Origin of the sequence: Achromobacter sp. Root170 (genome assembly GCF_001428165.1) — a bacterium.
Taxonomy (GTDB): domain Bacteria; phylum Pseudomonadota; class Gammaproteobacteria; order Burkholderiales; family Burkholderiaceae_B; genus Achromobacter; species Achromobacter mucicolens.
Map to the genome: position 1 here is coordinate 973,314 of NZ_LMHN01000001.1, position 21,079 is coordinate 994,392.

Below are 21,079 nucleotides of genomic sequence, written 5' to 3' on the forward strand. Positions count from 1 at the left end.
CGCTTACTTGTTGAAGCGGGTCTTCAGGTCAGCCATGCAGGCGTCCTTGGCGTTGCCGGACATGGCATCGCACTTTTCCTTGCCGACCTTGTAGTCGGCATCGTTGCGCGTCTTGGCCGCGTCGTGGGAGGCTTCGGCCTTCTCCTTCGCGGCCTTGGCGTCGGCCTTGGCCTTGTCGCGCGTGGCTTCGGCCTGCTTCTGGCAGACGTCCTTGGCATTGCCCTTCATGCCGTCGCATTGCTTTTTGTCCATTTTGTATTGGTTGTCGATCTGATCGTTCGTGCGAACGCCGGTCGTGCCCGTTTGCGCGGAGGCTTGGAAAGCCAGGACGGAAAAGCACAGGGCAAAAGCGGGGCAAATCGTTTTGGACAGATTCATGACTGACTCCTTGGGTAAGTGATCCGGTAGTTGGCGGACCCGACTACCCCTAGAGCAAGTAACGTGCCCAGGATTTCCAGGCATGGCACTTGCGCAGAAGGGGCGAGGCCATGCGCGATTCACGGATGGCGCGTATCAAGGAGATGATTCATGACGACCCCACACGATCAGCAGCCCGCCAAGTCCAAGGCCAACACCCCCAAGGACGATACGGAAGCGGCAAACCAGAGCGGTCAGTTTGGCGCGGATAAGCCGACCGAAAACGATCAGCCTTATAAACGGCATTCGGATAAAACGCCGAACCGCAAGGGGCCGGAATTTGAAGAGGGCGGGCAGTATCCGGGCAAGCGGCCTGACGGCAATTAATGCGCTTGGCGGACGAAACGGCTTGCTGTCAGCGGGCCGGTTCGCCCAATTCGTCGGCCAGACGAAAAAGCATCACGACGCAATACAACGCCGCGATGCCGATCACGCCGTAGACGGTGCGCGCCGCCGCCATGTGCGGGAAAATTTTCTCGATCACATCCAGATTGACGGCGGCGATCAAACCGCTGTTCAAACCACCGGCCACGACGGCGATCAGCGCCATCCAATCCACCACGGACAGGCAGCGCCGCGCTTCGCCGCGGGCAGGCTCGGGCGCCGGCAGTCCCTCGCCGGGCTCGGACCCGGGTAGCAATTCCTCAGTACGGGATATTTCCATCGTCGTTCCTCAGGGAGTGCGGCGCCGGGGCCGGTTTGGCCTCAGCCACCGTTGCGGACCGGATCGGGCGCGTCGTGCGAGAGGCCGGCTTCGTCCGCGTCGGTGACGCGGTCGGTCGCCACATCCGCGCCGTCGTCGTCCTGAAAGTCCGGCTCGACGCTCTCGCGTTCGCCCGTGGCCTGGGAGTCGCTATCGGTATGCCTGAGGTCGCGCGGCAGGTCGCTAGCCGAGTCTGAAGAATCGCTGGGACCCAGATCGGGACGGCCGCTTTCGTCAAGGTTTATATCGGTGTCGGGTACACGGGGCATGGGCATTCTCCGGATAAGGGCGCGCGCGGGATCGGAACAGGCGGTGCGCGCGGCAGCGGGTGCGGAGCAGGCAGCAAGCGCCATGCCGAGGTCGCGAGGGGCAGGGCGGTTTCGGCAGCGCAGGTATGGAAGTTGCTCCTTGATTGAAAATTTTTCCCCGGGAGATTGTCATGTCCTTGATTGTCGCTGCACGGTTCCAGACCTTCGACGAAGCCACGCTGGCCGCCCAGAAGTTGTTCGCCGAGGGCTATACCGAGGATGACATCCACACTTTTTACGTCAGCATTGCTGGCGAGCATGGGCGCTTTCCGCTGGGGGGCGATCGGGTCGCGGACCCCGATGCCAAAGGCGGGCATTTTGGCGCGGTGGCCGGTGCGTCGTTGCTGGGGCTGGTGTTTGCGTTGGTGGCGGGGCTGATCGCCGCGCAACTGGCCGCCTCGATCTTCATCACGATTGCCGCCGCCGGGGTGGGTGCCTACATCGGGGCGTTGGCGGGCGCCATGTGGGTGATCGGCCGCAAGAAGCGGGTTCGCACCGCGCCCGGAGAGCCCGAGAAATCGCACCCGCCCGTGCGCCAGGCCGGTGTCATGCTGGCGCTGCACGTGGACCTTGGGCGCGAGCAGCAAGCCCGCCAGATCTTGCGCGCCGCGGGTGGCACCGACATCGAACGGGCCAATGGCCGATGGCAGGACGGCAAGTGGCAGGATTTTGATCCGCTGGATCCGCCGCGCCGGGTGGAAGCGCCGACCACCGCCAATTGAGCCCCGCCCAGTCACGCACGGAGACAGCACCATGAAGCCATTCACTAAAACGTCATTCGCCGCGCTTGCCGCGGCGGTTGTGCTTGCGGGCGCGGGCCCGCTATCGCACGCCGCGGAACTGGACGCCTCGGACGCGCGCTTCCTGCAGGCTGCCTCGGGTTCGGGAATTTTCGAAGTGCAGGCCGCCGAACTGGCAGGCAAGCGCGCCAAGGACGCGCAGGTGCGCGCGTTTGCGGCCAAGATGCTTGAACAGCACACGGCGGTGAACAAGGAGATCCACGCGTTGGCAGCGGCCAAGAACATCTCGCTGCCCGATCAGCCGGCCGAGCCCGATCGCGCCACGCTGCATGAATTGCGGGAAAAGACTGGCGCCGAGTTCGACCAGGTGTATATCAAGAAGGCTGCCGTGGACGCGCACGCGACAGCCAATCGCCTATTCGAAACAGCCGCCAAGGAGTCGGAAGATGCGCAGGTGCGCGACTTTGCGACGCGCACCTTGCCGATGTTGAGCGATCACTACGCGATGAGCCGCGCGTTGGGTCGCGAGCCCGCCGTCAATGGCGACAAGATCCATCCGGCGCCGAAGGGCGAAGCGCCGCCGGTTTCCCCGGCGTCGCGCGCCGCGCCGGCGTCGGTGGTGCCGGAGAAGTGAGGATCGCTCAGTCGCCCGCGCTGCCCGTGATGGGCAGCACGATGCCCGTGATATAGCTCGAGCATTCGGGCGATGCCAGAAAGACGTAGGCGGGCGAGATTTCCTCCGGCTGAGCGGGGCGTCCCAGATCGGTCTTTTCACCAAATGACTTGATGTCTTCGGCGCTTCGGTCGGCCGGATTGAGCGGCGTCCAGACGGGACCGGGCGCGACCGCGTTCACACGAATACCCTTTTCGGCCAGGTTCGAGGCCAACGAACGGGTGAACGCGTGGATGGCGCCTTTGGTCGATGAGTAGTCCAGCAACTGGCCGCTGCCATTCAGACCCGTGACTGATCCCGTATTGATGATGGCGCTGCCGGGCTTCAGGTGTTCCAGCGCGGCGCGCGCCATGTAGAAATAGGCGCTGATGTTGGTGCGCAGCGTCTTGTCCCATTTTTCGTCGCTGATTTCCGGCAGCGTCTCGGTGTGTCGCTGGTAGGCCGCGTTGTTGACCAGGATGTCGAGCTTGCCGAAGTGCTTGACCACCTGCGCGACGGCCTCGTTGCAGAAGGCAGAATCCTGGACGTCGCCCGGGATCAGCAGGCACTGGCGGCCTTCAGCCTGCACGGCGCGGCTGGTCTCCCGGGCGTCCTCGTGTTCATCGAGGTACATCACCGCGACGTCCGCGCCTTCGCGGGCAAACAGGACGGCGACGGCCCGGCCGATGCCGGAGTCGGCGCCGGTGATGATCGCAACCTTGTCTTGCAGCTTGCCGCTGCCTTTGTAGCCGGGCGCCTGATACTGGGGCTTGAGCACCATGTCGGCTTCAACGCCTGGCTGTTCGTCCAGGTGCTGCGCCGGCATGGGCGGGGTGGGGTGAGGGCGGTCGCCGGTCTGGGCGCTTTTGGGGGTGCTCATGTGTTCTCCCATTGGGCGGCGCGGGATGCGCCTTGCAGTGGAAGTCGAGCAAACGCCGTTCCCGGCGACCGCACGGGAACGGCCTACTGGCGGCCGACGATGACGCCCAGCAGAAAAGCCGCGCCCGCCACCAGGCCGACTGCCTGCCAGGGACGCGCGTGGATGTAGTCCTCGGTGCAGTCCAGGGTCTCGCGCATGAGGTCATGGGCGTTGTCGGACGCCTCGCGCAGGCTCTGGCGCGTGGCTTGCAGCTGGTCGTTCAAGCGCGCCTTCAGGGCTTCAAGGTCCGTTGCCGAAGTGTCGCTGAGCGTGGCTTCCAACTCGTCGATCCAGCTTTCCGGATGCCGCGAGCGCCTGTAGGCGCCACGATTGTCGGGGCCGTTCTCGGGGAAGTCGGAAGGCATGGGGGTATTCGTGGTGGCCATCGAAAGCTCCTGACTGTCGGGCGGAAAAATGCGCCGTTGCGGCCGGCCCGGGCGGCCGCGCGGCGGGGCGAGGCTTACGCCTCGACCATGTCTCGGCATGCCAGCGTGCAGGCGATGCAGGCGCCCGCGCAGATCTGGCAGTGCTCGGCGTCGTGCGTGGAACATTGCCGCGCACAGGCATCGCAGACCAGCGCGCACAAGGTGCAGAGCGCCTGGGCGAATTCTCCGCCGCGGGCCAGCATGGCCGCGCACAAACGGCAGACTTCGGCGCAATCGGTGCACAAGGCGATGCTTGCGCGCATCTGCGCCGGATTCTGCCGCAGGCACGCGGCCGCGCATTGATCGCACGCTACCGCGCATTCATAGCAGGCTTGCACACATTGTTCGAAGTTTGGGTCTCGCATTGCATCTCCTTGTGAGCGGCCGCGGCCGCCCGGCCACACAGGCGCGGCTGGCGCGGCGGCACATCCGCTTGCAATTTGAAGGTCTTGACAGTTTTTCCTGCGGGCGAGGGGCCGTAGGATGAAGGTTCGCAACTGGCGGGAGAACACCGTGAAACCTTCGTCCACATCCAAAACCACCTCGCCGGCGCGCGCCGGCAAATCCGCGCAGGACAACGCTAAGATACTGCCGCCGAGCGGTCCCGTCGACGTGCCAAATCTACCGGATAAACCCGATGCCGATACACCCGACGAGGCCGCGCGCGACAAGCGCGAGGTGGTCGACAACAAGACCGAATCCAATTGGGCCGACGGCTCCGCCCCGCAGCCCCGCGCCAAGAACGCGCGCTCCTCGATTCTCTGATTACGCATCGCCGGCGTCCTGCTCATGAAGAAAGGCGAGGAGGCGCCGCTCGTCGGCGCTGAGCCCGCGGGGCCCTGCTGGGGCGGCCGTGCGCGCGGGCAGCGTGCCGGTCAGGTAGGCCTCCATAATGGCCGGGTGCACGTAGCACGCGCGGCACACGGCGGGCGTATTCGCCAGCCGTTTTGACACGGCTTTGATCACATCCACCGCCTCCTGCTTGGCGCGGCGCTCGTCTTCGAACGGGCGCGCCTGCAGCGCGGCAAAGGCCATCACGGAGCCGGCCCAGGTGCGATAGTGCTTGGCGGTGTATTCGCCGCCGCCGGCGTTACGCAGGTAGGCGTTGACCGCGCCCGAATCGACAGGGCGCTTGTCGCCGTCGGCATCCAGATACTGAAACAGCTGCTGGCCCGGGATGTCCAGGCATTGCTTGATGATGCGCGCCACGCGCCGGTCCGTGACCGTGACGTCGTGGGCCACGCCGCTCTTGCCCTGGAATCTGAACCGGAAACGGCTGCCGGCCACGGTCGTGTGACGGCGCTTGAGCGTTGTCAGGCCGTAAGACTTGTTGGCACGCGCGTATTCGCGCCCGCCAACGCGGATCAGGGTGATCTCCAGCAGGCGGACCAGGGTCGCGACCACCTTGTCCTGCGTGAGACCCGGTATCTTCATGTCGCGCTCGACGTGACGCCGGATTCGGGGCAACGCGTGGCCGAAGGACAGCAGATTCTTGTATTTGGTGGCGTCGCGCACCGCCGTCCAGCCGGGGTGATAGCGATATTGCTTGCGGCCGCGCGCATCGCGCGCCGTGGCCTGAAGATGCCCGTCCGCCAGCGGGCAGATCCATACGTTTTCGTACGCGGGCGGGATGGCCAGGGCGTTGATGCGCTGGATCTGCGCCTCGTCGGTAATGCGCGCGCCTTTCTCGTCCAGATAGTGAAACGTATGGGCGTTGACGCGCACGCGGGTATAGCCGGGCTGCGTGTCGTCCACATAGGTCAGCGATGCCTCTTCGACGGGCAACGGATCCGGGTCCTTTTGCGTGCGGGTGCTCATTCAATCTCCGGGTGCGCGCGGTAGCGCTGGGCTACAGCATGCCGCGTTCCCGGCGGCGGCGATCGCGGGCGTGGAAGGCTTTGGGCACGCCGCTTGCTGAATGCCTTGTCGGCAATCGCGCCGCCGGAAACGCCCGCCGACCGGCCGCGCTGCCCGCGAGAGAATCTTCAGAGGAGAGTGCAATGCAAACCGTCCTGCAACTACATGTGCCGCCGAAGCCGGATCCGATCCCGCCCGGCTCGCCGCCCGGGGACTTGCCGGTAGACCCGGATACCGATGAGCCGGACGTGGACTTGCCGCCGCTGTCCCCGCCCGTCAAGGAAATCGTGCCGCCGAAAGACGCCTGATCCTTCGCCCCTTCCACAACTCAAATCAATAAATCCAAGGAGTCATTATGTCGACCATCCTGCTGATCATCCTGATCCTGTTGCTCATCGGCGCCGTCCCCGCCTGGCCTCATAGCCGTAGCTGGGGCTACTACCCGAGCGGCCTCTTGGGCATCGTTGTGATCGTGCTCATCGTGCTGCTGTTGATGGGACGCATATAGCGCCATGACACGCCGATGGCCGCCGGACGCCAGCGCGTCTGGCGGGCCGCCAGCAGGGCCCGGGGCGGCCCTGCCGTCCTGGCGCGCGCGCCGCGTCGGGCGTAAGATCTGCGGGTTTCAGCAGCAACCCACCTAGATCCCGCAGCCCCATGAGCATCCCCTTACTCATCCTGATCGACAGCGTTCAGGACTATCTTCCCGTCATCGAATCCCAGGGCTTTCGCCCGATTCTCGCCACCACCGACCAGACCCGCGCGCAAGCCATCCAGGCGCATGGCGGGCAGATCCGCGCCGTCCTGACGCGTGGCGCCACTGGCCTGCGGGCCGACGAAATGGCCGCGCTGCCGAACTTGAGCATCGTTTGTTCGCTGGGCGTCGGCTATGAAAACATCGATCTCTTGGCGGCGCATGCGCGCGGCATTGTCGTGACGAACGGTCCGGGCGCCAATGCGGTTTCTGTCGCCGATCACGCAATGGCGCTGCTGCTGGGCGCGGCGCGCCGGCTGCCGCAGGCGGACGCCTGGGTCCGGCAGGGCCACTGGAGCGGCTTCATGGGGCCGCAGGTCAGCGGCAAGCGGCTGGGCATTTTGGGCCTGGGCACCATCGGCCTGGAAATCGCCCGCCGGGGCGCGAATGGGTTCGGCATGAGCGTCGGGTATTACAACCGCCGCGCCCGGCCGGAGTCGGGCTACACCTATTTCGACAACCCCCGCGCGCTGGCCGCGGAATCGGACTTTCTGGTGGTGGCCACCCCGGGCGGCGCCGGCACGCATCACCTGGTTGATGCCAGTGTGCTGGAGGCGCTGGGTCCGGATGGGTATCTGATCAATATCGCGCGGGGCAGCGTGGTCGATACCAACGCGCTGATCGCGGCGCTGGCCGAGCGGCGCATCGCGGGCGCCGGCCTGGACGTGGTGGACGGCGAGCCGTCCATACCCGATGCGCTCAAGCAACTGGACAACGTGGTGCTGACGCCGCACAGCGCGGGCCGCTCGCCCGAAGCCGTGGCCGCCACGGTTGCGCTGTTTTTGGAAAACGCCACGGCGCATTTTGCGGGCAAGCCGGTGCTAACGCCGGTTCGCGACGCGCAGCCCGAGGCGGCCTGATACTGCTCCGCTCCGGAATGCACCGAAGCCGCGCCCGGTGAGGGGCGCGGCTTCGTGTGGACGGGCAGGGGATGCGCGTTAGTGCGAGAACATGATGGGCACGGTCATGCTTTTGAGGATGGAAGCGGTGGCGCCGCCCATGGCCCATTCCCGGAACTTGCTGTGGCCGTACGCGCCCATGACGATCAGGTCCGCGCTGTAATCCGCGGCGGCATTCAGGATGGTGCTGCCCACGCCGACGCCCTTGATGTCGCGGCGCACGTGATCGGGCGCGGGGATGCCATGCGCGACGCAATAGGTGGCCAGGTCTTCGAAGGGGATGGATTCGACGTTGCGCGTGGCGGCCCCTTCGTCCATGGTCAGCACGACCACATGCGAGGCGCCCTGTAGCAGCGGTGCCGCATCGGCCAGCGCGCGGGCGGCTTCGCGGCTGCCGTCCCAGCACAAGAGGACGCGATCGCCGACCACCGGAAAATCACCGCTGGACGGCAGCACCATGACGGGGCGGCCGGCGGTCAGCAAGGTTTGTTCAACGAATTCGTTTTCGTGCGCGGCTTCGACGTCGTCGCGGTTTTGCTGGCTGACGATGATGAGGTCGCTGGCCCGGCCGTGCAGGGCAACGGTGGCGCTGGGCGAGGATTCGCCGGCCCGGACGACGGCCGGCACGTCGGCGGCCGCTGCCGCTTCCAGAAAGGCGTTCTGTACCGCACCCCGATTCTGTGCCTGCAGGTTTTTCATGATGTTCAGCGTGCGCGACATCATGACGGATTCGCCGTAGTAGTACTGCGGCGGCGCGGAGCTGGCGTAGACCCCTACCAGTTCGGCCTTGTGGCGCTTGGCCAGTCCCAGCGCCAGCGCGGTGCGGCGGGCGCAGTCAAACCCGTGGTCCAGGTGGACGGTAATGCGGCGGTACATGGTGGGCCTCCTTGGTTAAAAGCGTGCCACCGTATGGTTGCCGTTTCGCCCGCAGGCTCCATTGATGTGCGTCAAACCTGTCTGAGTTTGGCCTCGCCGGCGCAATGAGAGGCCGTTATTGCGCCGTTTCGTCGCGCTGCACGCGTTCGCGCAGTTGCCGGATCTGGCGCGCCTGCTGGGCGATGCGGTCCAGCGGGGCGGCGAGCGCCGGTTCGGCGTCGGCGATGACCGGCGGGACGCCGATGCGGCGTGCGTCTCCGGGTGGGGTGGGGCCTTCGGGGTGCAGCACGTGCGCAAGCACCGCGCCGTAGTCGCGCAGCGCGGCGGCCGCCGCTGACGCCGGGGGCAGCGCTGGCTGAATTTCCAGCACCGTGCCCGCCGCCGTGATGCGGCGCATGGCGTTGAGCAGGTTCACCGCGGTGTCCACGTTGCGCTCGCGATGCACCGGATTCTGCTGAAGCCGCTGTAGGGAAGCCTCGGCATTGTCGGCCGACAGGCAGGCAAGCCTGCGCAGGCCGACGATGTCCTGCGAAGACGCGTCGCCGCTCTTTTCCTGCGTGAGGGACAACGCGTAGTCCGCGTGCCGCTGCAGCGCTCGCGCGAGGGCGCCGGCAAGCTGCCGCGGTTCCTTCTCGGGCCAGACCAGAAAGCCCACCAGCAGCGCCAGGATGCCGCCCAGCACGCTGTTGAAAGCGCGCAGCGCGGCCAGCATGGGCTCGTAGATCTCGGGCTGCTGGATGTGGCTGACCAGCACGAACTGCGAGGTGAGGAAAAAGGTGAAGAGCGCGTAATGGATGGTGCGCGCGGCAAACGTGCCCAGCGCGATCGGCAGCACCGCCAGCGCCACCGACAGCGGCGTGCTGAGCAGAAGTCCCAGCAACGAGGCGCCGATGGCGCCCGCCACGCTGCCGATAACGCGCTCGACGGTGCGTTGCCACGTCGTCGCGAAATACGGCTGCAGGATGAAGACCAGCGTCAGCGACATCCAGTAGCCGTGGTTGACGGCAAAGGTCTTGGACAGCGCGACGGCAATGGTGGCGCCCACGCCGACGCGAAACGCATGGCGGAAAGCATCGGATTCGAACCGCAGGTTCTGGCGCAACGTTTGCCAGGCCTGGCGCGCGCCGCTTGCGTCTCGGGCGCGTTGGGCGGGCGCGGCGGGTGCGGCGCCCTGGTCGAAAAGGGTGTGGGAGACCGCCTGAGCGGTATGCAGCAGGCGGTCCAGTACCGGCACCACGGTGGCCAGGTCGGGCGCGTAGGCCATTGCGCCGCCGCGCAGATCGCGCAGCCCGGCGTTGTAGTGGGCCAGGCGCTCGCGCAGGCAATCGGCCTGCTTGGCATCGCTGACATCGGAGGTGCTGGCGATGGCGTCGCAGACGCTGCCGTAGCGGTGCAGGGCGTGCGACAAGTGGGCGCCGGCGCTACGGCCTAGCCAGCGCGGGGCGTTCGATTCCAGCAGGTCGGCGGCCGCGACCAGTGCGATGAAACTGTCCTCGGCGCTGTCCAGCAGATACATCAATTGATGCGCGCGGGCCCGGCGCGATGGCCGGGCATCGAGCACTTCGCGAATGCGGACGCGGGCGGCTTCCAGCGCGGCGCGCTGGGCGCTGCGCTGGGGCTTGACGACGGCGGTCCAGGCTTGTTGCCCCGCGGCGGGTGCGAGGCCCGAATACATGCGAGCCAGCGCGTCGGAAAAATCGGCCAGCCCCCGGTAGCAGTGCGCGACCGCATGGGTCGCGTCCTTCCAGGGACGGCGGCGCCAGACGAGCGCCGTCATCAGGATGGCCCAGACCGCGCCCGCCAGGAAGAAGAGCGTGTACCAGAGGCTTTCCATCAGCGTCGGCGCGGGCAGCTCGGCGGCCACGACGAAGCCGGCCGACAGCAGGGTTCCCACGATGGCGGCGGCCGGTCCCAGCACGCGGAGCAGCCCGCCGAACGTGCAGCAGACAAACGTAAGAGGCAACAGCAGCCAGAGGTGCGCCGCGCTGGCGCTGGCCAGCAGGCAGAACAAGGCGCCGATCAGGCCCAGCGCCAGCATCGATCCCGCGCGCTTGCGCAAGGGGCCGCCGGGGTCGCCGAAGCAGGCCCAGAACGCCGCGATGGCGGTCCAGCCCAACCGCGGTTCGTGCACCAGCACGGCAAGGATGACGGGGGCCGCGCTGATGGCGGCGGCTTGCAGGGCGTCGAGCCACAGCACATTGCGCAGGGAAGCGCGCCAACGGGTAAGCAGACTAGTCACGCGAAGAGGGGAAATACAGCGGAAATGGAACGCGGGCCGGGCCCGAAGACGGCAACCCTACCATGTCGACAAGACACCGTCAGGCGTATGTTGCAGGGGGCCCGCAACGCCGCGTGAAACATGAATTTCCGCACCTTAACACCTCTGGTTACATGTGTGTGACTTTATGGCGGAGTGAGCGCAGAATGCCCGAATATCGTGTCCCGATCTGCGCCCGGACAGCGCAGGCGTCACGTCGGAGCGCATCTGGAGCAAGCCATGATCAACACTGAGCCTTGCCAAAATTCCGTGGTCAGCGATGCGGAAATTACCGCCATGATCACCAGCCGGGACGGGCTGCGCGTGCTCCTGCAGCCGCAAGTGGACCTGCTGACGGGCCGGATCGTATCGGCCGAAGCATTGGTCCGATGGCAGCATCCGCAACTGGGCATCGTGATGCCGTCGGACTTCATCCCGGCCGTGAACCGGCTAGGGCTGGACTGCGTGCTGTTCGAGCGCGTCTGCGTGCGGGTCATCGATGCGCTCCAGACACTGCGCCGCCTGGGGTTGGCGGTGCCGCTGGCGATCAATGCGCCGGCCACCACGCTTTCCGAGGCGCGCTGCATCGATTTCCTGCTGGATCGCGTGCGGTCCGCTGAATTGCCACCCTCGCTGGTGCGCGTGGAATTGACCGAAGACCAACCCATCCATGATCTGGACGTGCTGCGCGCGTCGCTGCTTCGGCTGGAAGAGGCGGGTTGCGAAGTCAGCCTGGACGATTTCGGCACCGGCCATGCGTCGCTCAAGCTGCTGTCGGCGCTTCCGCTGTCGGAGGTGAAGATCGACCAGTATTTCGTGACGCGGATGCGCCGCAGCGCCGTGGCTTTCGAGGTGCTGCGCACCGCCGCGGAGCTGGCTACCCGGCTGGGCTGGCGCGTGGTTGCCGAAGGGGTGGAAAACGTGGCCGACATTCCCGCGCTGCGTGCGGCCGGATGCCGCTACGGGCAGGGCTTTTCGCTGGGCCGGCCCATGCCGCTGGACGAACTGATCTTGCGCCTGCGCACGCAACGCGACGGCGGCGAGCCGCTGGCCGCGCCCGCCGCTTATGCGTCGTCGTGGCTGGATGCTTTCGATGGTCCCAGCCAGGAAAGTGAGTCCACACGCCCCGTTGTCATGCGCACGGTGGCGTAGTCGCCGCCTGCCGTCGTCCTGCGCGAGCGTAGTTTTTACCGACCGGCGCGGGAATTGCCCAGCCCCGGCCCCGTCCCCTGAAAATGCCTGCCCTGGACCCGCCCGCCGCGCCTGCGTTGGGCACGCCGGTTGCTCTGGTATCTGGGCGGAATATCTCCGCTTACTAGGAGACTTGTAATGGCCAACCAGAACCAACCCGACCAGCAGAAGCAACCGCAAAAGCAACAGTCCCAGGAAAATCCGCGGGACCGCAATCAGTCGCCGGGCCAACAGCCTGGGCAATCGGGTCAGCAAATGGAGAAAGACCGGAATCAACAAGGTCAGACTTCAGGCCAGCAGAACAGGACCCAGCGCTAAACGTGCTGGCTACGCCAGCCGCGTGACCAGCGCGTGGTTGTCTGCGTAGTGCCTGACGGCCCCGGCCGCGCCTCCTCCGTGGCGTATCCGGGGCCGAATTGCGTTTGAAAGGCCGTCTCGCGCTCACGCAGACAGGCACAACGCCGCCGGGCCATCGCGCAGCACTTCCGATACCGGCAGCAGGCCATCGGCGCCCGCGCGCACCCGGCGCCCGGTTAGCGGGTCGTGCCAGGACAACACCGGGCTTGCCGCAGGCAGCCGCAGTGCCGTATCGCCCCAGAACGCCCGCGCCGCGCCCGGATCCCCGTTTACATAGCCAGTCAACTGCAACGCGCAGGTGCGCGCCCCGACGATAAGGGCCGTCTGCCCCTCATGTTGGCGCACGTAGGCCAGCACGTGGTCCGCCTGGCTGCCTTCGGCTTGCAGGGCGTGCAAGGTGCCTGCCGCAAACGGCGCGGGGGTACGCTGGCGGGCAAGGAGCAGGCGGTGAATCAGGGCCTGCTTGACCGCGCCCATGCGCCAAGCCGATTCCGACAGGTCCATTGCCACGTCGCGCGACCCTTCGGCCAGCAGCCGGGCGCGCAGGCCGTAGTCGACCGGCCTGCGATTGTCCGGGTCGACGAGGCTGAAATCCCAGAGTTCCGTACCCTGATAGAGGTCCGGCACGCCCGGCAACGTGCAGCGCAGCAGCGTCTGGGTAAAGCTATTCACCATGCCGGCGGGTGCGATTTCCAGCGCAAAGGCCGCAATGCTGGCCAGCACGGCGCGGCCGTCAGCGTCGTGGCCCAGCCAGTTCAGACATGCCTTTGCGGCCGCTTCGTACGCCGGGTCCTGGTCGGTCCAGCTGGTGTGCAGCTTGGCTTCGCGCAGCGCCTTTTCCTGCCATTGGGCGACACGGTCCAGCCAGGGTTGCAGGCGGTCGGCCGGCCAATCGGACGGATCGGCGCGCCAGTCGCAGGGCCAGGCGCCGACCAGGGTCTGGATGAGCATGTAGCGGTCGGCACGCGTCATGCCGGCAGGCATGGCGTCGTTCCAGCCACGCGCCGCTTCCAGCCAGCGCTGCGGCATTTCCGTCAGGACGGCCAGACGGGCCCGCGTGTCTTCGCCGCGCTTGTGATCATGCGTGGCGGTGGCCAGCATGGCGCGGGGATGCGTGCGGGCTCGGGCGGCACAGGCCTGAAAGAACTCGTCGCCGGACAGGCAGAAGCGCGCGGGCGACGCGCCGACCTCGTTGCGAGACAGCAGCGGCCCGTAACGGTAGAAAAGGGTGTCCTCCAGCGCCTTCGCGGCCAGGGGCGGCGTCAGTTGCTGAAAGCGTCGTAGTGCAGTGGCGTGCTCCGGCTGGCCATTGAACCATTCGGCGATCTGCGCCAGCAGCGTGGCGTCCGCCGAACCCTCGCGAGCCGCCAGCGCCAACGCGGCGCCCTGAACTGCGGTGTTGCGCCGATGCGCGTCCGCGGGGTTGCTGCCCTCGTCCTCGGCGTAAGTGCGGTAGACGGGAAAGGCCGCCAGCAGGGCGCTCAGCGCGCGGTCGATCGCTGTTGCGGTCCAGTCGCGCGTGCGCACGTCCTGGCTGGCGATCTGTTCAAGGCAGCCGACCAGCGCCTGCCGTTCGGCGGGGAAGTGCCGCACCAGCATGCGCACGCGCGCCGCGCGCAGCTGCTCGGCGGCGTCGCGGTCGTCGCCTGTCAATTCTTGCCAGAATGTGCGCAGCGGCGCCTCGCCCTGCGGGTCATGCAGCACGGCGCTCACCTGGTCCATGAAGTCGTAGCCCGTGGTGCCGTCGGTCTGCCAGCGAGGATCCAGCGCCTCGTCATGCGCCAGGATCTTCTCCACGACCAGATACGGCTGGTCCTGGCGCAGCGCAGCGGGCCGGCTGGCGTTGGCTTGCGCCAGACGCGCCGACAGCCGCCGCAAGTAGCCGCCGGGCGACGCCAGCCCGTCGATGTGGTCGATGCGCAGGCCGTCCAGCACGCCTTGGGCGTACAGGCGCAGGACAAGCGCATGGACGGCGTCAAAGACCGCCTCGTCCTCGACACGCACGCCGACCAGTTCGCTGATTTCGAAGAAGCGCCGCCAGTTGATCTGGTCGGGCGCGGTGCGCCACCACGCAAGGCGGTAGTGCTGGCGTTCCAGGAGTTCATGCAGACGCTGGCGGCCGGGCGCCTCGGCGGGGTCGTGTTCGCGCAGCCACGCTTCGCGTGCGGCGCCGCGCGGCACGGACGACGGGGTCAGCGGATAGCGCTGGCCATGCACGTCCAGCTCGGGGGCGGCGGCATCCGGGTCCCATTGCGGCGTGATCGCGCCGCGTTCCAAGGACGCGCCGTACGGGTCGCCCAGCACGGGCAGCAGGACCTTGTTGCGCAGCGCCGGCGCGGGACGATTCCAGTCGATATCGAAGTAGGCGGACCACGCGCTTGCCGCGCCGTTGGCGAGCACGTCGCGCCACCACGCGTTGGTGGGATGGGCCGCCATGTGGTTGGGCACGATATCCGCGATGAGGCCCAGGCCGCGTGCCCTCGCGGCGCTGGCCAGCCGGAGCAGGGCGGGTTCGCCGCCCAGTTCCGGGCTGACTACGGCGTGGTCGATGACATCGTAGCCGTGCGTGGAGCCCGCTCGCGCGCGGGTGATGGGCGACAGATACAGATGGCTGACCCCCAGGTCCGCGTAGTAATCCACCTGGGCGCACGCGTCGTCGAGCGTGAAGCCTGCGTGCAGTTGCAGCCGGGCGGTGGCTTGCGGTGTGCTCAAGATTGTCTCCTTCCGGCGCGCGCGGCATCCAGGCGGGCCTGCGTGTCGGGATCGGCAAAGGTCGCGCGGATGCTTAGCGGCAACCTTTGGCACCAATTGGGGTGGGTGTCGATGGTGCCGGGCAGGTTTGGCTGGTCCAGCACGCCGGCAACGTCTTCCATCGGAATCAACATCAGGGGACACGGGCTGGAGGACACGAACTGCAGAAGCGCGGGCACCGGCGCTTCGGCGGGCGGCGTTGCCAGGCTTGGGTCCAGCGCCCGCGAGAGCAGTTCGCGGTCCAACGCCCGTCCGGCGCGAAGACTTTCCTCGCTGTCGTCGGCGCCGAGCAGACCCAGTTTCACGCGCCAGTCGATGTCGCGCTCGTCCCACCAGCCGCGTAGGGTGGGCAAGTCGTGCGTCGTCGTCATGGCGACGGCGTTGCGCGGCCACTCGGCGGGCGCCGTGAAACCGGCCGGGGCGTCGGGACCCGGCTGGGCGTCCGGCGCCTGACGCATGAACCAGAGCACGTTCATGCCGAGCACGCCGTTGTCCTTGAGCCGGTCGTCAAAGCCCTCCGGCACGGTGCCCAGGTTTTCGCCGATGGCGCAGGCGCGGTGGCGCCAGGCCTCCAACGAGATCAGCGCAAGCATGTCGTCCAGCGGATAGCGCAGGTAGGCGCCATCGGCGGGCGACGCGCCCTCCGGAACAAGCCACAGACGCGCCATTCCAAGGATGTGGTCGATGCGCACGCCGCCGGTATGCGCCAGCACGGCGCGCAGCATATCGATGAAGGCGGCGTAGCCCTGGGTGTGCAGCGCGCGCGGCGACAAGGCGGTCAGGCCCCAGTACTGTCCGAGGGGGTTGTAGATGTCGGGCGGCGCGCCCACGGACATGCCGCGCATGAGGTCGGCCTGACGGCTCCAGGCGTGGCTGCCGTCCGGACTGGCGCCCACGGCCAGATCGGCGAGCAAGCCGAGCCGCATGCCGGCCTCGCGGCCCGCGGCGTGCGCCGCCGCCAGGCTCTCTGCCGCCAGCCACTGCGCGAATTGGTGAAAGTCCACGTCCGGCGCATGGTCCTCGGCAAAGCGTTTAACCTGCGACGAGGCGGGATCGCGCAGGGCGGCAGGCCAGCGCTGCCACGCGGGGATCGTCCCGCCGGGCGCGCGTTGCGCCGCATGCAGCGCTTCAAAGATCGCGTGGTCGCGCAGGGCCTGGCCGCGCTCGGCGCAAAACTGCGCATAGCGCGCCCGCTCACTGACGCCGCCGTGGGTGGCGAATTCGGCATGCAGCGACCGCAGCCCTTGCAAGCGGATCGACGCAGCGGCCGGCCAGTCGATGCGCGCCAATTCGTCCAGCGCGGTCAACGCCGCGGGGGCGACGCCGGCCAGCGCGCGCTGCAGCGCATCCTGGCCCAGCACGGGGGCGGGATCGGCGAACAGCACGTTCAGGAACAGGCGGTTGGACGGCGAATACGGGCTGGACCGCTCGGGTTGCGCGGCGTACATCGCGTGAACCGGGCTGATGGCAAGCATGTCCGCGCCTTGCTCGCCAGCGGCCACCGCCAGTTCGCGCAGCGCCCCAAAATCGCCGAAACCGTGCGTGCGCGGCATGTCGGCGCGCGCGTCCTGGCGCAGGCTGTAGACCTGTGCGGCCAGACCCCAACAGCGCGGGCTGGCCGCGCCGGTCAGATCGGCCAGGCTCGGCGCCTCGCGCGGCGCCACTGCCAGCGTGGCCTGCGCTGACGTCAACAGCAGACGGTGGTAGCCAGGCTCGTCAGGTGCGACCAGGAACGGGATACCGTCCGCGCCCGCCTGAATATGGCCGTTCAGGATGTGGCCGGATTCGCACAGGATGCGATAGGGGCCGCGCGCAGTCTTGGGTAGCGGCGTGCGGGCGTTGCACCGCGTCACCAGCATGGGCGGCAGCGCGTCCGCCGCCTGTTCCGCCAAGCGCTGGCGGCTGTCGGCGATGTCCCGGGACGTCTCTGCCGGCAGGTCCATCGCAGCCAGCAGCGCGCGCAAGGTTTCCGGCGCGACGCGCTGCGGGCGCTGGCGCGCATCGGTCCAATGCTCCGCGATGCCGGCCTCGGCGGCCAGCGCGGACAGGCCATCCGGCTCGGCACTGGTGCGCTTCATGCCGCGTCCTCCAGCAGCCAGACGGTGCTGTCCGGGCACAGTTCGCCTTGCGCGAGCCGGTCCCGACCGCCCGCGGGCGATTCGAACAGCAGGGTCGCGAACACGTCCGGACCGGGCATGAGCGAATCGGGCACGGTCTGAGGATTGGGGCCCAGGTTCGCGTAGACCGTCAGGCGGGCGCCATCGGCCAATTCCCAGCGCGCAAACACGCTACGGTCGCCCACCGCCGCGGCGCCCAGGCTGACCGCGCCCGCCAGCCGCGGCGCGATCATGCGCGCGCGCAATTGCAAGAGCGCCGTGTAGTCGCGCATCCACTGGGCGGCATCTGGCTCGTCCTGCCAGGGATAGCTGGCGTGGTAGGTGGACTCGTCGTTCGGATCGGGCAACTGCGCGGCGGGAGTATCGCCGGCGAACTCGGGAAAGGCCGAAAATTCGCGTTGCCGGCCGTCGCGCACCGCCTGCGCCAGTTCGGGATCGGTGTGGCTCGTGAAATACAGGAACGGCGCGCGCGATCCGCGTTCCTCGCCCATGAAGATCAACGGGATCTGCGGCGCCAGCAATTGCAGCGCGACGGCCGCACGCAGACGCTGGGGGTTGTCCACCAGCTCGGTCAGGCGTTCGCCGCGCGCGCGGTTGCCGGTCTGGTCATGGTTCTGCAGGAACAGCACGAAGGCGGTGGGCGGCAGGTCGGCGCTGCGCTCGCCACGCGGCTGGTTGCCCCGATAGGCGGAGGGTTGGCCTTGATACACCCAGCCTTCAGCCAGGCAGCGCGCCAGCGCCTGCGCGGGCGCTTCGGCGTAGTCGGAATAGTAACCGCGCGATTCGCCGGTCAGCAGATGGTGCAGCACATGGTGCGCATCGTCGTTCCATTGCGCCTCGAAATCGCCGCGCAGCAGACTGGCGCGGTTGTCGTCGTTTTCGACGACGAGATGCACGTGGCGCTCGGCCGAGACGTTGTCGCGCACGAAGCCGGCCAGCTCGTGCAGCCACTCGTGTCCGGCGATGGCATGGACAGCGTCCAGGCGCAGGCCGTCAAAGCGGTATTCGGTCAGCCAGTACAGCGCGTTTTCCTTGAAGAAGGCGCTGACGGCCTCCTGCCGGAAGTCGATGGCGGCCCCCCACGGCGTGTCGATATCGGTGCGAAAGAAGGGCGCGGCATAGGCCGACAGGTAATTGCCGTCCGGGCCGAAGTGGTTGTAGACCACGTCCAGCATCACGCCCATGCCCAATCCATGCGCGGTGTCGATCAGGTTCTTCAGATCGTCGGGCGAACCGTACGCGGTGTCGGGCGCATAGGCCAGCACGCCGTCATAGCCCCAGTTCCGCTCTCCCGGAAAATCGGCGATGGGCATGAGCTCCAGCATGGTGATGCCCATGTCGGCCAATTCGGGCAACCGCGCGATCAGGCCCGCGTAGCCGCCGGCCAGTCCCGCGTGGACTTCGTAGATGACGGTGTCTTCCCACGGGCGGCCGGTCCATTGCGGGTGGCGCCAGCGGTACGCGCCGGGCGCCACGACAATGCTGTCGCCATGCACGTCGCCGTCCTGCAGACGCGAGGCGGGATCGGGCATGACGGTGCCGTCGTCCAGCCGATAGTGGTAGCGGGCGCCCGCCGGGCAGTCCACATCGGCTTGCGCAAAGCCGTCCGGGCCGGGCCGCATCGGAATCGGGGGATGGCCCTCGACCTCCAGCAAGAGACCGGGCGGGGCGCTCGGCGCCCACAGCCGAAAGCGGGTGACGCCGCTTTCCAGCGGCAAGGCGCCGAATGAGTACGGATGCGTCATGTCGCGTCTCCAGATTCCGCCCGCTGTCCCATCAAGACAAGGCTATGGGGCGCCACCGTCACCGTTGGCTCGTCCCATGGCGCGGGCTCGGCTGGCTTGTCCGAGTCCAGTTCCAACGACCAGGCGAATCCGGCTTCTGGCAGCGTGAAGGTCACGGCTTCGTGCGTGGGGTTCATCAGCAACAGCGTCACGTCGGCGCCGCCCTCGGGGCGCAGCGCGGCACGGCGCAAGCCCATGACGCGCTCCTGTTCGGCGTCCCACGCCGGGCCCTCAAGCGGCGCGCCCGATGCGTCGAACCAGGAAATGGCCGGGACGCCCGGCAGGACCTCCTGGCCCGCATCGCCATAGCGGGCGCTGCGCACGCTGGGATGCGCGCGGCGCAGGGCCGTCAGGCGTCCCACATAGCGGCTGAGCGCCCGGCCGGCATCGCTTTGCGCCTGCGTCCAGTCCAGCCAGGAAATGGCGTTGTCCTGGCAGTAGGCGTTGTTGTTGCCTTCCTGGCTGTTGCCGAATTCATCTCCCGCCAGCAGCATCGGCGTGCCGTCGGACAGCATGGCCGATCCCAGCAGCGCACGTTGGACGCGGCCGCGCGTCTCCAGGATCTGCGGATCGTCGGTGGGCCCTTCGGCGCCCCAGTTGTGGCTGAAGTTCTCGGAGTGGCCGTCATTGCCGTCCTCGCCATTGGCCTCATTGTGGCGGCCGTCGTAGCTGACGATGTCGGCCAGCGTGAAGCCGTCGTGCGAGGCCACGTAGTTGACGCTGGACCAAGGGCGGCGATGGCGGCGGTCGAAGATGTCGCGCGACCCGCACAGCCGCGCCGCCATCTCGCCGCGCATGCCTTCATCCCCGCGCCAGAAGCGGCGCGTGGTGTCGCGGAACTTGTCGTTCCATTCCGCGAACCCGGGCGGGTGGTTGCCCAGCTGGTAGCCGTCCGGGCCGATGTCCCACGGTTCGGAGATGAGCTTGAGCCTGGACAGCACCGGATCCTGCAGGATCACGTCGAAGAATCCCGAGCCGGGGTCGTAGCCGTTGCCCTCGCGGCCCAGCGTCACGCCCAGGTCGAAGCGAAAGCCGTCCACCCCGTAAGAGGTGGCCCAGTACCGCAGCGAGTCGGTCACCATCTGCAGCACCCGCGGATGCGACATGTTGACCGTGTTGCCGCAGCCCGTGTCGTTGATGTAGTAGCGCTCTTGCCCCGGCATGAGGCGGTAGTAGCTGGCGTTGTCCAGGCCGCGCCAGGAGAGCGTCGGGCCCATTTCGTTGCCTTCGCAGGTGTGGTTGTAGACCACGTCCAGGATCACCTCGATGCCCGCCGCGTGCAGACGGCGGATCGCCAGCCGCAGTTCGTTGGGGTGCTGCATCAGGTACGCCGGTTCCGGCGCGAAGTAGGACAGGGTGCTGTAGCCCCAGTAGTTGCGCAGCCCGCGCTCGGTCAGGAAGTGGTCCTGCAGGAAGGCATACACCGGCAAGAGTTCCACCGCCGTCACGCCCAGACGCTGCAGATGCTCGATGAAATGCGGATCGGCCAGGGCCGCGCAGGTGCCCCGCAGCGGCTGGCGCAGGTCCTCGCGCTGCATCGACACGCCGCGCAAGTGAACTTCGTAGATCGTCGTGTCGTTCCAGGGCGTGTCCGGGGCCTTGCTGTTGCCCCAGTTGAACGGCACCTCATCGGCCACGATGGCCTTGGGCATGGCGGGGGCGCTGTCGCGGCGGTCGAAGCTCAGGTCCTGCCGCGAGTGATTCATGCGGTAGCCAAAGAGCGCATTGCTCCAGTGCAGCGGGCCGCTCAGCTGGCGCGCATAAGGGTCGAGCAGAAGCTTGTTCGGGTTGAAGCGGTGCCCATTTTGCGGATCGTACGGGCCGTGGGCGCGGTAGCCGTACAGCAGGCCGGGCTGGGCATCCGGCAGATAGCCGTGCCAGATTTCGTCCGTGCACTCCGGCAGGTCGAAGCGGCGCAATTCCTTGCGCCCCTTGGGATCGAAAATGCACAGCTCGATACGGGTGGCGTGCGCGGAAAACACCGCGAAGTTCACGCCCAGGCCATCGCTGGTGGCGCCCAGCGGTTGGGGCTGGCCGCCGGTGATTCGGGTCAGTTGGGACGGATCCATGGA

At 67.5% G+C, this 21,079-nt stretch carries 22 protein-coding genes; 9 read left to right on the top strand and 13 right to left on the bottom strand.

Annotated elements, in window-relative coordinates; genetic code table 11:
* Positions 1-3: 3 nt before the first annotated feature.
* Positions 4-378, bottom strand: a complete 375-nt coding sequence (locus ASD87_RS04480) for a hypothetical protein (RefSeq protein WP_056317667.1) — start codon at positions 376-378, stop codon at positions 4-6.
* Between the two features lie 150 nt (positions 379-528).
* Between ASD87_RS04480 and ASD87_RS04485 the strand changes: the two genes are divergently transcribed.
* Positions 529-744, top strand: coding sequence for a hypothetical protein (locus tag ASD87_RS04485; protein ID WP_056317672.1), 216 nt, complete (start codon positions 529-531; stop codon positions 742-744).
* A gap of 28 nt (positions 745-772) precedes the next feature.
* Here ASD87_RS04485 and ASD87_RS04490 read toward each other — a convergent pair whose 3' ends face one another.
* Positions 773-1,081: a DUF378 domain-containing protein gene (locus tag ASD87_RS04490; RefSeq protein ID WP_056317674.1), complete on the bottom strand. Its 309-nt coding sequence runs from the start codon at positions 1,079-1,081 to the stop codon at positions 773-775.
* Positions 1,082-1,122: 41 nt separating this feature from the next.
* Positions 1,123-1,389: a hypothetical protein gene (locus ASD87_RS04495; RefSeq protein ID WP_056317678.1), complete on the bottom strand. Its 267-nt coding sequence runs from the start codon at positions 1,387-1,389 to the stop codon at positions 1,123-1,125.
* 170 nt (positions 1,390-1,559) lie between these two features.
* On the opposite strand from ASD87_RS04495, the gene ASD87_RS04500 reads away from it, so the two are divergent.
* Both ASD87_RS04500 and ASD87_RS04505 read left to right on the top strand, forming a co-directional pair.
* Positions 1,560-2,150 carry a hypothetical protein gene (locus ASD87_RS04500; protein WP_056317684.1) on the top strand — a complete coding sequence of 197 codons (591 nt, stop codon included), beginning with the start codon at positions 1,560-1,562 and terminating at the stop codon, positions 2,148-2,150.
* 31 nt (positions 2,151-2,181) lie between these two features.
* Positions 2,182-2,802: a DUF4142 domain-containing protein gene (locus ASD87_RS04505; RefSeq protein WP_056317688.1), complete on the top strand. Its 621-nt coding sequence runs from the start codon at positions 2,182-2,184 to the stop codon at positions 2,800-2,802.
* Between the two features lie 7 nt (positions 2,803-2,809).
* Here the strand turns inward: ASD87_RS04505 and ASD87_RS04510 are convergent, their stop codons facing one another.
* The 3 genes from ASD87_RS04510 to ASD87_RS04520 form a co-directional block, all read right to left on the bottom strand.
* Positions 2,810-3,700: an SDR family oxidoreductase gene (locus ASD87_RS04510; RefSeq protein ID WP_056317691.1), complete on the bottom strand. Its 891-nt coding sequence runs from the start codon at positions 3,698-3,700 to the stop codon at positions 2,810-2,812.
* Between the two features lie 83 nt (positions 3,701-3,783).
* Positions 3,784-4,125: a YqjD family protein gene (locus ASD87_RS04515; RefSeq protein ID WP_056317694.1), complete on the bottom strand. Its 342-nt coding sequence runs from the start codon at positions 4,123-4,125 to the stop codon at positions 3,784-3,786.
* Between the two features lie 74 nt (positions 4,126-4,199).
* A complete protein-coding gene (locus ASD87_RS04520) occupies positions 4,200-4,427 on the bottom strand; it encodes a four-helix bundle copper-binding protein (protein ID WP_369818495.1) in 228 nt (75 codons plus the stop codon).
* 220 nt (positions 4,428-4,647) lie between these two features.
* Between ASD87_RS04520 and ASD87_RS04525 the strand changes: the two genes are divergently transcribed.
* Positions 4,648-4,929 (top strand): hypothetical protein, encoded by a 282-nt coding sequence (locus tag ASD87_RS04525; protein ID WP_226849307.1) that lies wholly within the window; start codon positions 4,648-4,650, stop codon positions 4,927-4,929.
* On the opposite strand, the gene ASD87_RS04530 is transcribed toward ASD87_RS04525, so the two are convergent.
* Entirely contained in the window at positions 4,930-5,982 is a 1,053-nt protein-coding gene (locus ASD87_RS04530) for a DNA topoisomerase IB (protein WP_056317700.1), read from the bottom strand.
* 182 nt (positions 5,983-6,164) lie between these two features.
* Between ASD87_RS04530 and ASD87_RS27170 the strand changes: the two genes are divergently transcribed.
* The 3 genes from ASD87_RS27170 to ASD87_RS04535 all read left to right on the top strand — a co-directional run bounded on the left by ASD87_RS27170 (position 6,165) and on the right by ASD87_RS04535 (position 7,635).
* Positions 6,165-6,329, top strand: coding sequence for a hypothetical protein (locus ASD87_RS27170; RefSeq protein WP_167427925.1), 165 nt, complete (start codon positions 6,165-6,167; stop codon positions 6,327-6,329).
* Positions 6,330-6,376: 47 nt separating this feature from the next.
* Positions 6,377-6,529, top strand: a complete 153-nt coding sequence (locus tag ASD87_RS26520) for a DUF3309 family protein (protein WP_076520934.1) — start codon at positions 6,377-6,379, stop codon at positions 6,527-6,529.
* 149 nt (positions 6,530-6,678) lie between these two features.
* Positions 6,679-7,635 (top strand): 2-hydroxyacid dehydrogenase, encoded by a 957-nt coding sequence (locus tag ASD87_RS04535; protein ID WP_056317703.1) that lies wholly within the window; start codon positions 6,679-6,681, stop codon positions 7,633-7,635.
* A 78-nt stretch (positions 7,636-7,713) separates the two neighbouring features.
* Here ASD87_RS04535 and ASD87_RS04540 read toward each other — a convergent pair whose 3' ends face one another.
* On the bottom strand, positions 7,714-8,550 hold the full coding sequence (locus tag ASD87_RS04540; protein ID WP_056317706.1) for a universal stress protein: 837 nt from the start codon (positions 8,548-8,550) through the stop codon (positions 7,714-7,716).
* 115 nt (positions 8,551-8,665) lie between these two features.
* Positions 8,666-10,789 carry an FUSC family protein gene (locus tag ASD87_RS04545; RefSeq protein WP_056317709.1) on the bottom strand — a complete coding sequence of 708 codons (2,124 nt, stop codon included), beginning with the start codon at positions 10,787-10,789 and terminating at the stop codon, positions 8,666-8,668.
* A gap of 258 nt (positions 10,790-11,047) precedes the next feature.
* On the opposite strand from ASD87_RS04545, the gene ASD87_RS04550 reads away from it, so the two are divergent.
* The gene (locus ASD87_RS04550) at positions 11,048-11,959 is read left to right on the top strand and encodes an EAL domain-containing protein (RefSeq protein ID WP_056317711.1); all 912 of its coding nucleotides are present in this window, start codon (positions 11,048-11,050) and stop codon (positions 11,957-11,959) included.
* 177 nt (positions 11,960-12,136) lie between these two features.
* Positions 12,137-12,316 carry a hypothetical protein gene (locus ASD87_RS04555; RefSeq protein WP_056317712.1) on the top strand — a complete coding sequence of 60 codons (180 nt, stop codon included), beginning with the start codon at positions 12,137-12,139 and terminating at the stop codon, positions 12,314-12,316.
* Positions 12,317-12,439: 123 nt separating this feature from the next.
* On the opposite strand, the gene treY is transcribed toward ASD87_RS04555, so the two are convergent.
* From treY to glgX, 4 genes are read right to left on the bottom strand one after another with little or no spacing between them, the layout of a single operon-like run.
* Positions 12,440-15,067 (bottom strand): malto-oligosyltrehalose synthase, encoded by a 2,628-nt coding sequence (gene treY / locus ASD87_RS04560; RefSeq protein ID WP_056317715.1) that lies wholly within the window; start codon positions 15,065-15,067, stop codon positions 12,440-12,442.
* Entirely contained in the window at positions 15,064-17,184 is a 2,121-nt protein-coding gene (gene malQ, locus ASD87_RS04565; protein ID WP_056317717.1) for a 4-alpha-glucanotransferase, read from the bottom strand. Before malQ ends, treY begins: the two co-directional genes overlap by 4 nt.
* A complete protein-coding gene (treZ, locus tag ASD87_RS04570) occupies positions 17,181-18,968 on the bottom strand; it encodes a malto-oligosyltrehalose trehalohydrolase (protein ID WP_056317721.1) in 1,788 nt (595 codons plus the stop codon). The genes malQ and treZ overlap by 4 nt, the downstream gene beginning before the upstream one ends.
* Complete coding sequence (gene glgX, locus ASD87_RS04575) at positions 18,965-21,076, bottom strand: glycogen debranching protein GlgX (protein WP_056317724.1); 2,112 nt, start codon at positions 21,074-21,076, stop codon at positions 18,965-18,967. The genes treZ and glgX overlap by 4 nt, the downstream gene beginning before the upstream one ends.
* Positions 21,077-21,079: the final 3 nt, after the last annotated feature.

Bases quoted from the DNA above. Each gene is read 5' to 3' on its own strand.
- ASD87_RS26520 (WP_076520934.1), top strand. From the start codon at position 6,377: ATGTCGACCATCCTGCTGATCATCCTGATCCTGTTGCTCATCGGCGCC.
- ASD87_RS04505 (WP_056317688.1), top strand. From the start codon at position 2,182: ATGAAGCCATTCACTAAAACGTCATTCGCCGCGCTTGCCGCGGCGGTT.
- ASD87_RS04480 (WP_056317667.1), bottom strand. From the start codon at position 378: ATGAATCTGTCCAAAACGATTTGCCCCGCTTTTGCCCTGTGCTTTTCC.
- glgX (WP_056317724.1), bottom strand. From the start codon at position 21,076: ATGGATCCGTCCCAACTGACCCGAATCACCGGCGGCCAGCCCCAACCG.
- ASD87_RS04540 (WP_056317706.1), bottom strand. From the start codon at position 8,550: ATGTACCGCCGCATTACCGTCCACCTGGACCACGGGTTTGACTGCGCC.
- ASD87_RS04550 (WP_056317711.1), top strand. From the start codon at position 11,048: ATGATCAACACTGAGCCTTGCCAAAATTCCGTGGTCAGCGATGCGGAA.
- treZ (WP_056317721.1), bottom strand. From the start codon at position 18,968: ATGACGCATCCGTACTCATTCGGCGCCTTGCCGCTGGAAAGCGGCGTC.
- ASD87_RS27170 (WP_167427925.1), top strand. From the start codon at position 6,165: ATGCAAACCGTCCTGCAACTACATGTGCCGCCGAAGCCGGATCCGATC.
- ASD87_RS04490 (WP_056317674.1), bottom strand. From the start codon at position 1,081: ATGGAAATATCCCGTACTGAGGAATTGCTACCCGGGTCCGAGCCCGGC.
- ASD87_RS04500 (WP_056317684.1), top strand. From the start codon at position 1,560: ATGTCCTTGATTGTCGCTGCACGGTTCCAGACCTTCGACGAAGCCACG.
- ASD87_RS04530 (WP_056317700.1), bottom strand. From the start codon at position 5,982: ATGAGCACCCGCACGCAAAAGGACCCGGATCCGTTGCCCGTCGAAGAG.
- ASD87_RS04535 (WP_056317703.1), top strand. From the start codon at position 6,679: ATGAGCATCCCCTTACTCATCCTGATCGACAGCGTTCAGGACTATCTT.
- ASD87_RS04525 (WP_226849307.1), top strand. From the start codon at position 4,648: ATGAAGGTTCGCAACTGGCGGGAGAACACCGTGAAACCTTCGTCCACA.
- ASD87_RS04510 (WP_056317691.1), bottom strand. From the start codon at position 3,700: ATGAGCACCCCCAAAAGCGCCCAGACCGGCGACCGCCCTCACCCCACC.
- ASD87_RS04520 (WP_369818495.1), bottom strand. From the start codon at position 4,427: ATGCGCGCAAGCATCGCCTTGTGCACCGATTGCGCCGAAGTCTGCCGT.
- ASD87_RS04555 (WP_056317712.1), top strand. From the start codon at position 12,137: ATGGCCAACCAGAACCAACCCGACCAGCAGAAGCAACCGCAAAAGCAA.
- ASD87_RS04485 (WP_056317672.1), top strand. From the start codon at position 529: ATGACGACCCCACACGATCAGCAGCCCGCCAAGTCCAAGGCCAACACC.
- ASD87_RS04495 (WP_056317678.1), bottom strand. From the start codon at position 1,389: ATGCCCCGTGTACCCGACACCGATATAAACCTTGACGAAAGCGGCCGT.
- ASD87_RS04515 (WP_056317694.1), bottom strand. From the start codon at position 4,125: ATGGCCACCACGAATACCCCCATGCCTTCCGACTTCCCCGAGAACGGC.
- malQ (WP_056317717.1), bottom strand. From the start codon at position 17,184: ATGAAGCGCACCAGTGCCGAGCCGGATGGCCTGTCCGCGCTGGCCGCC.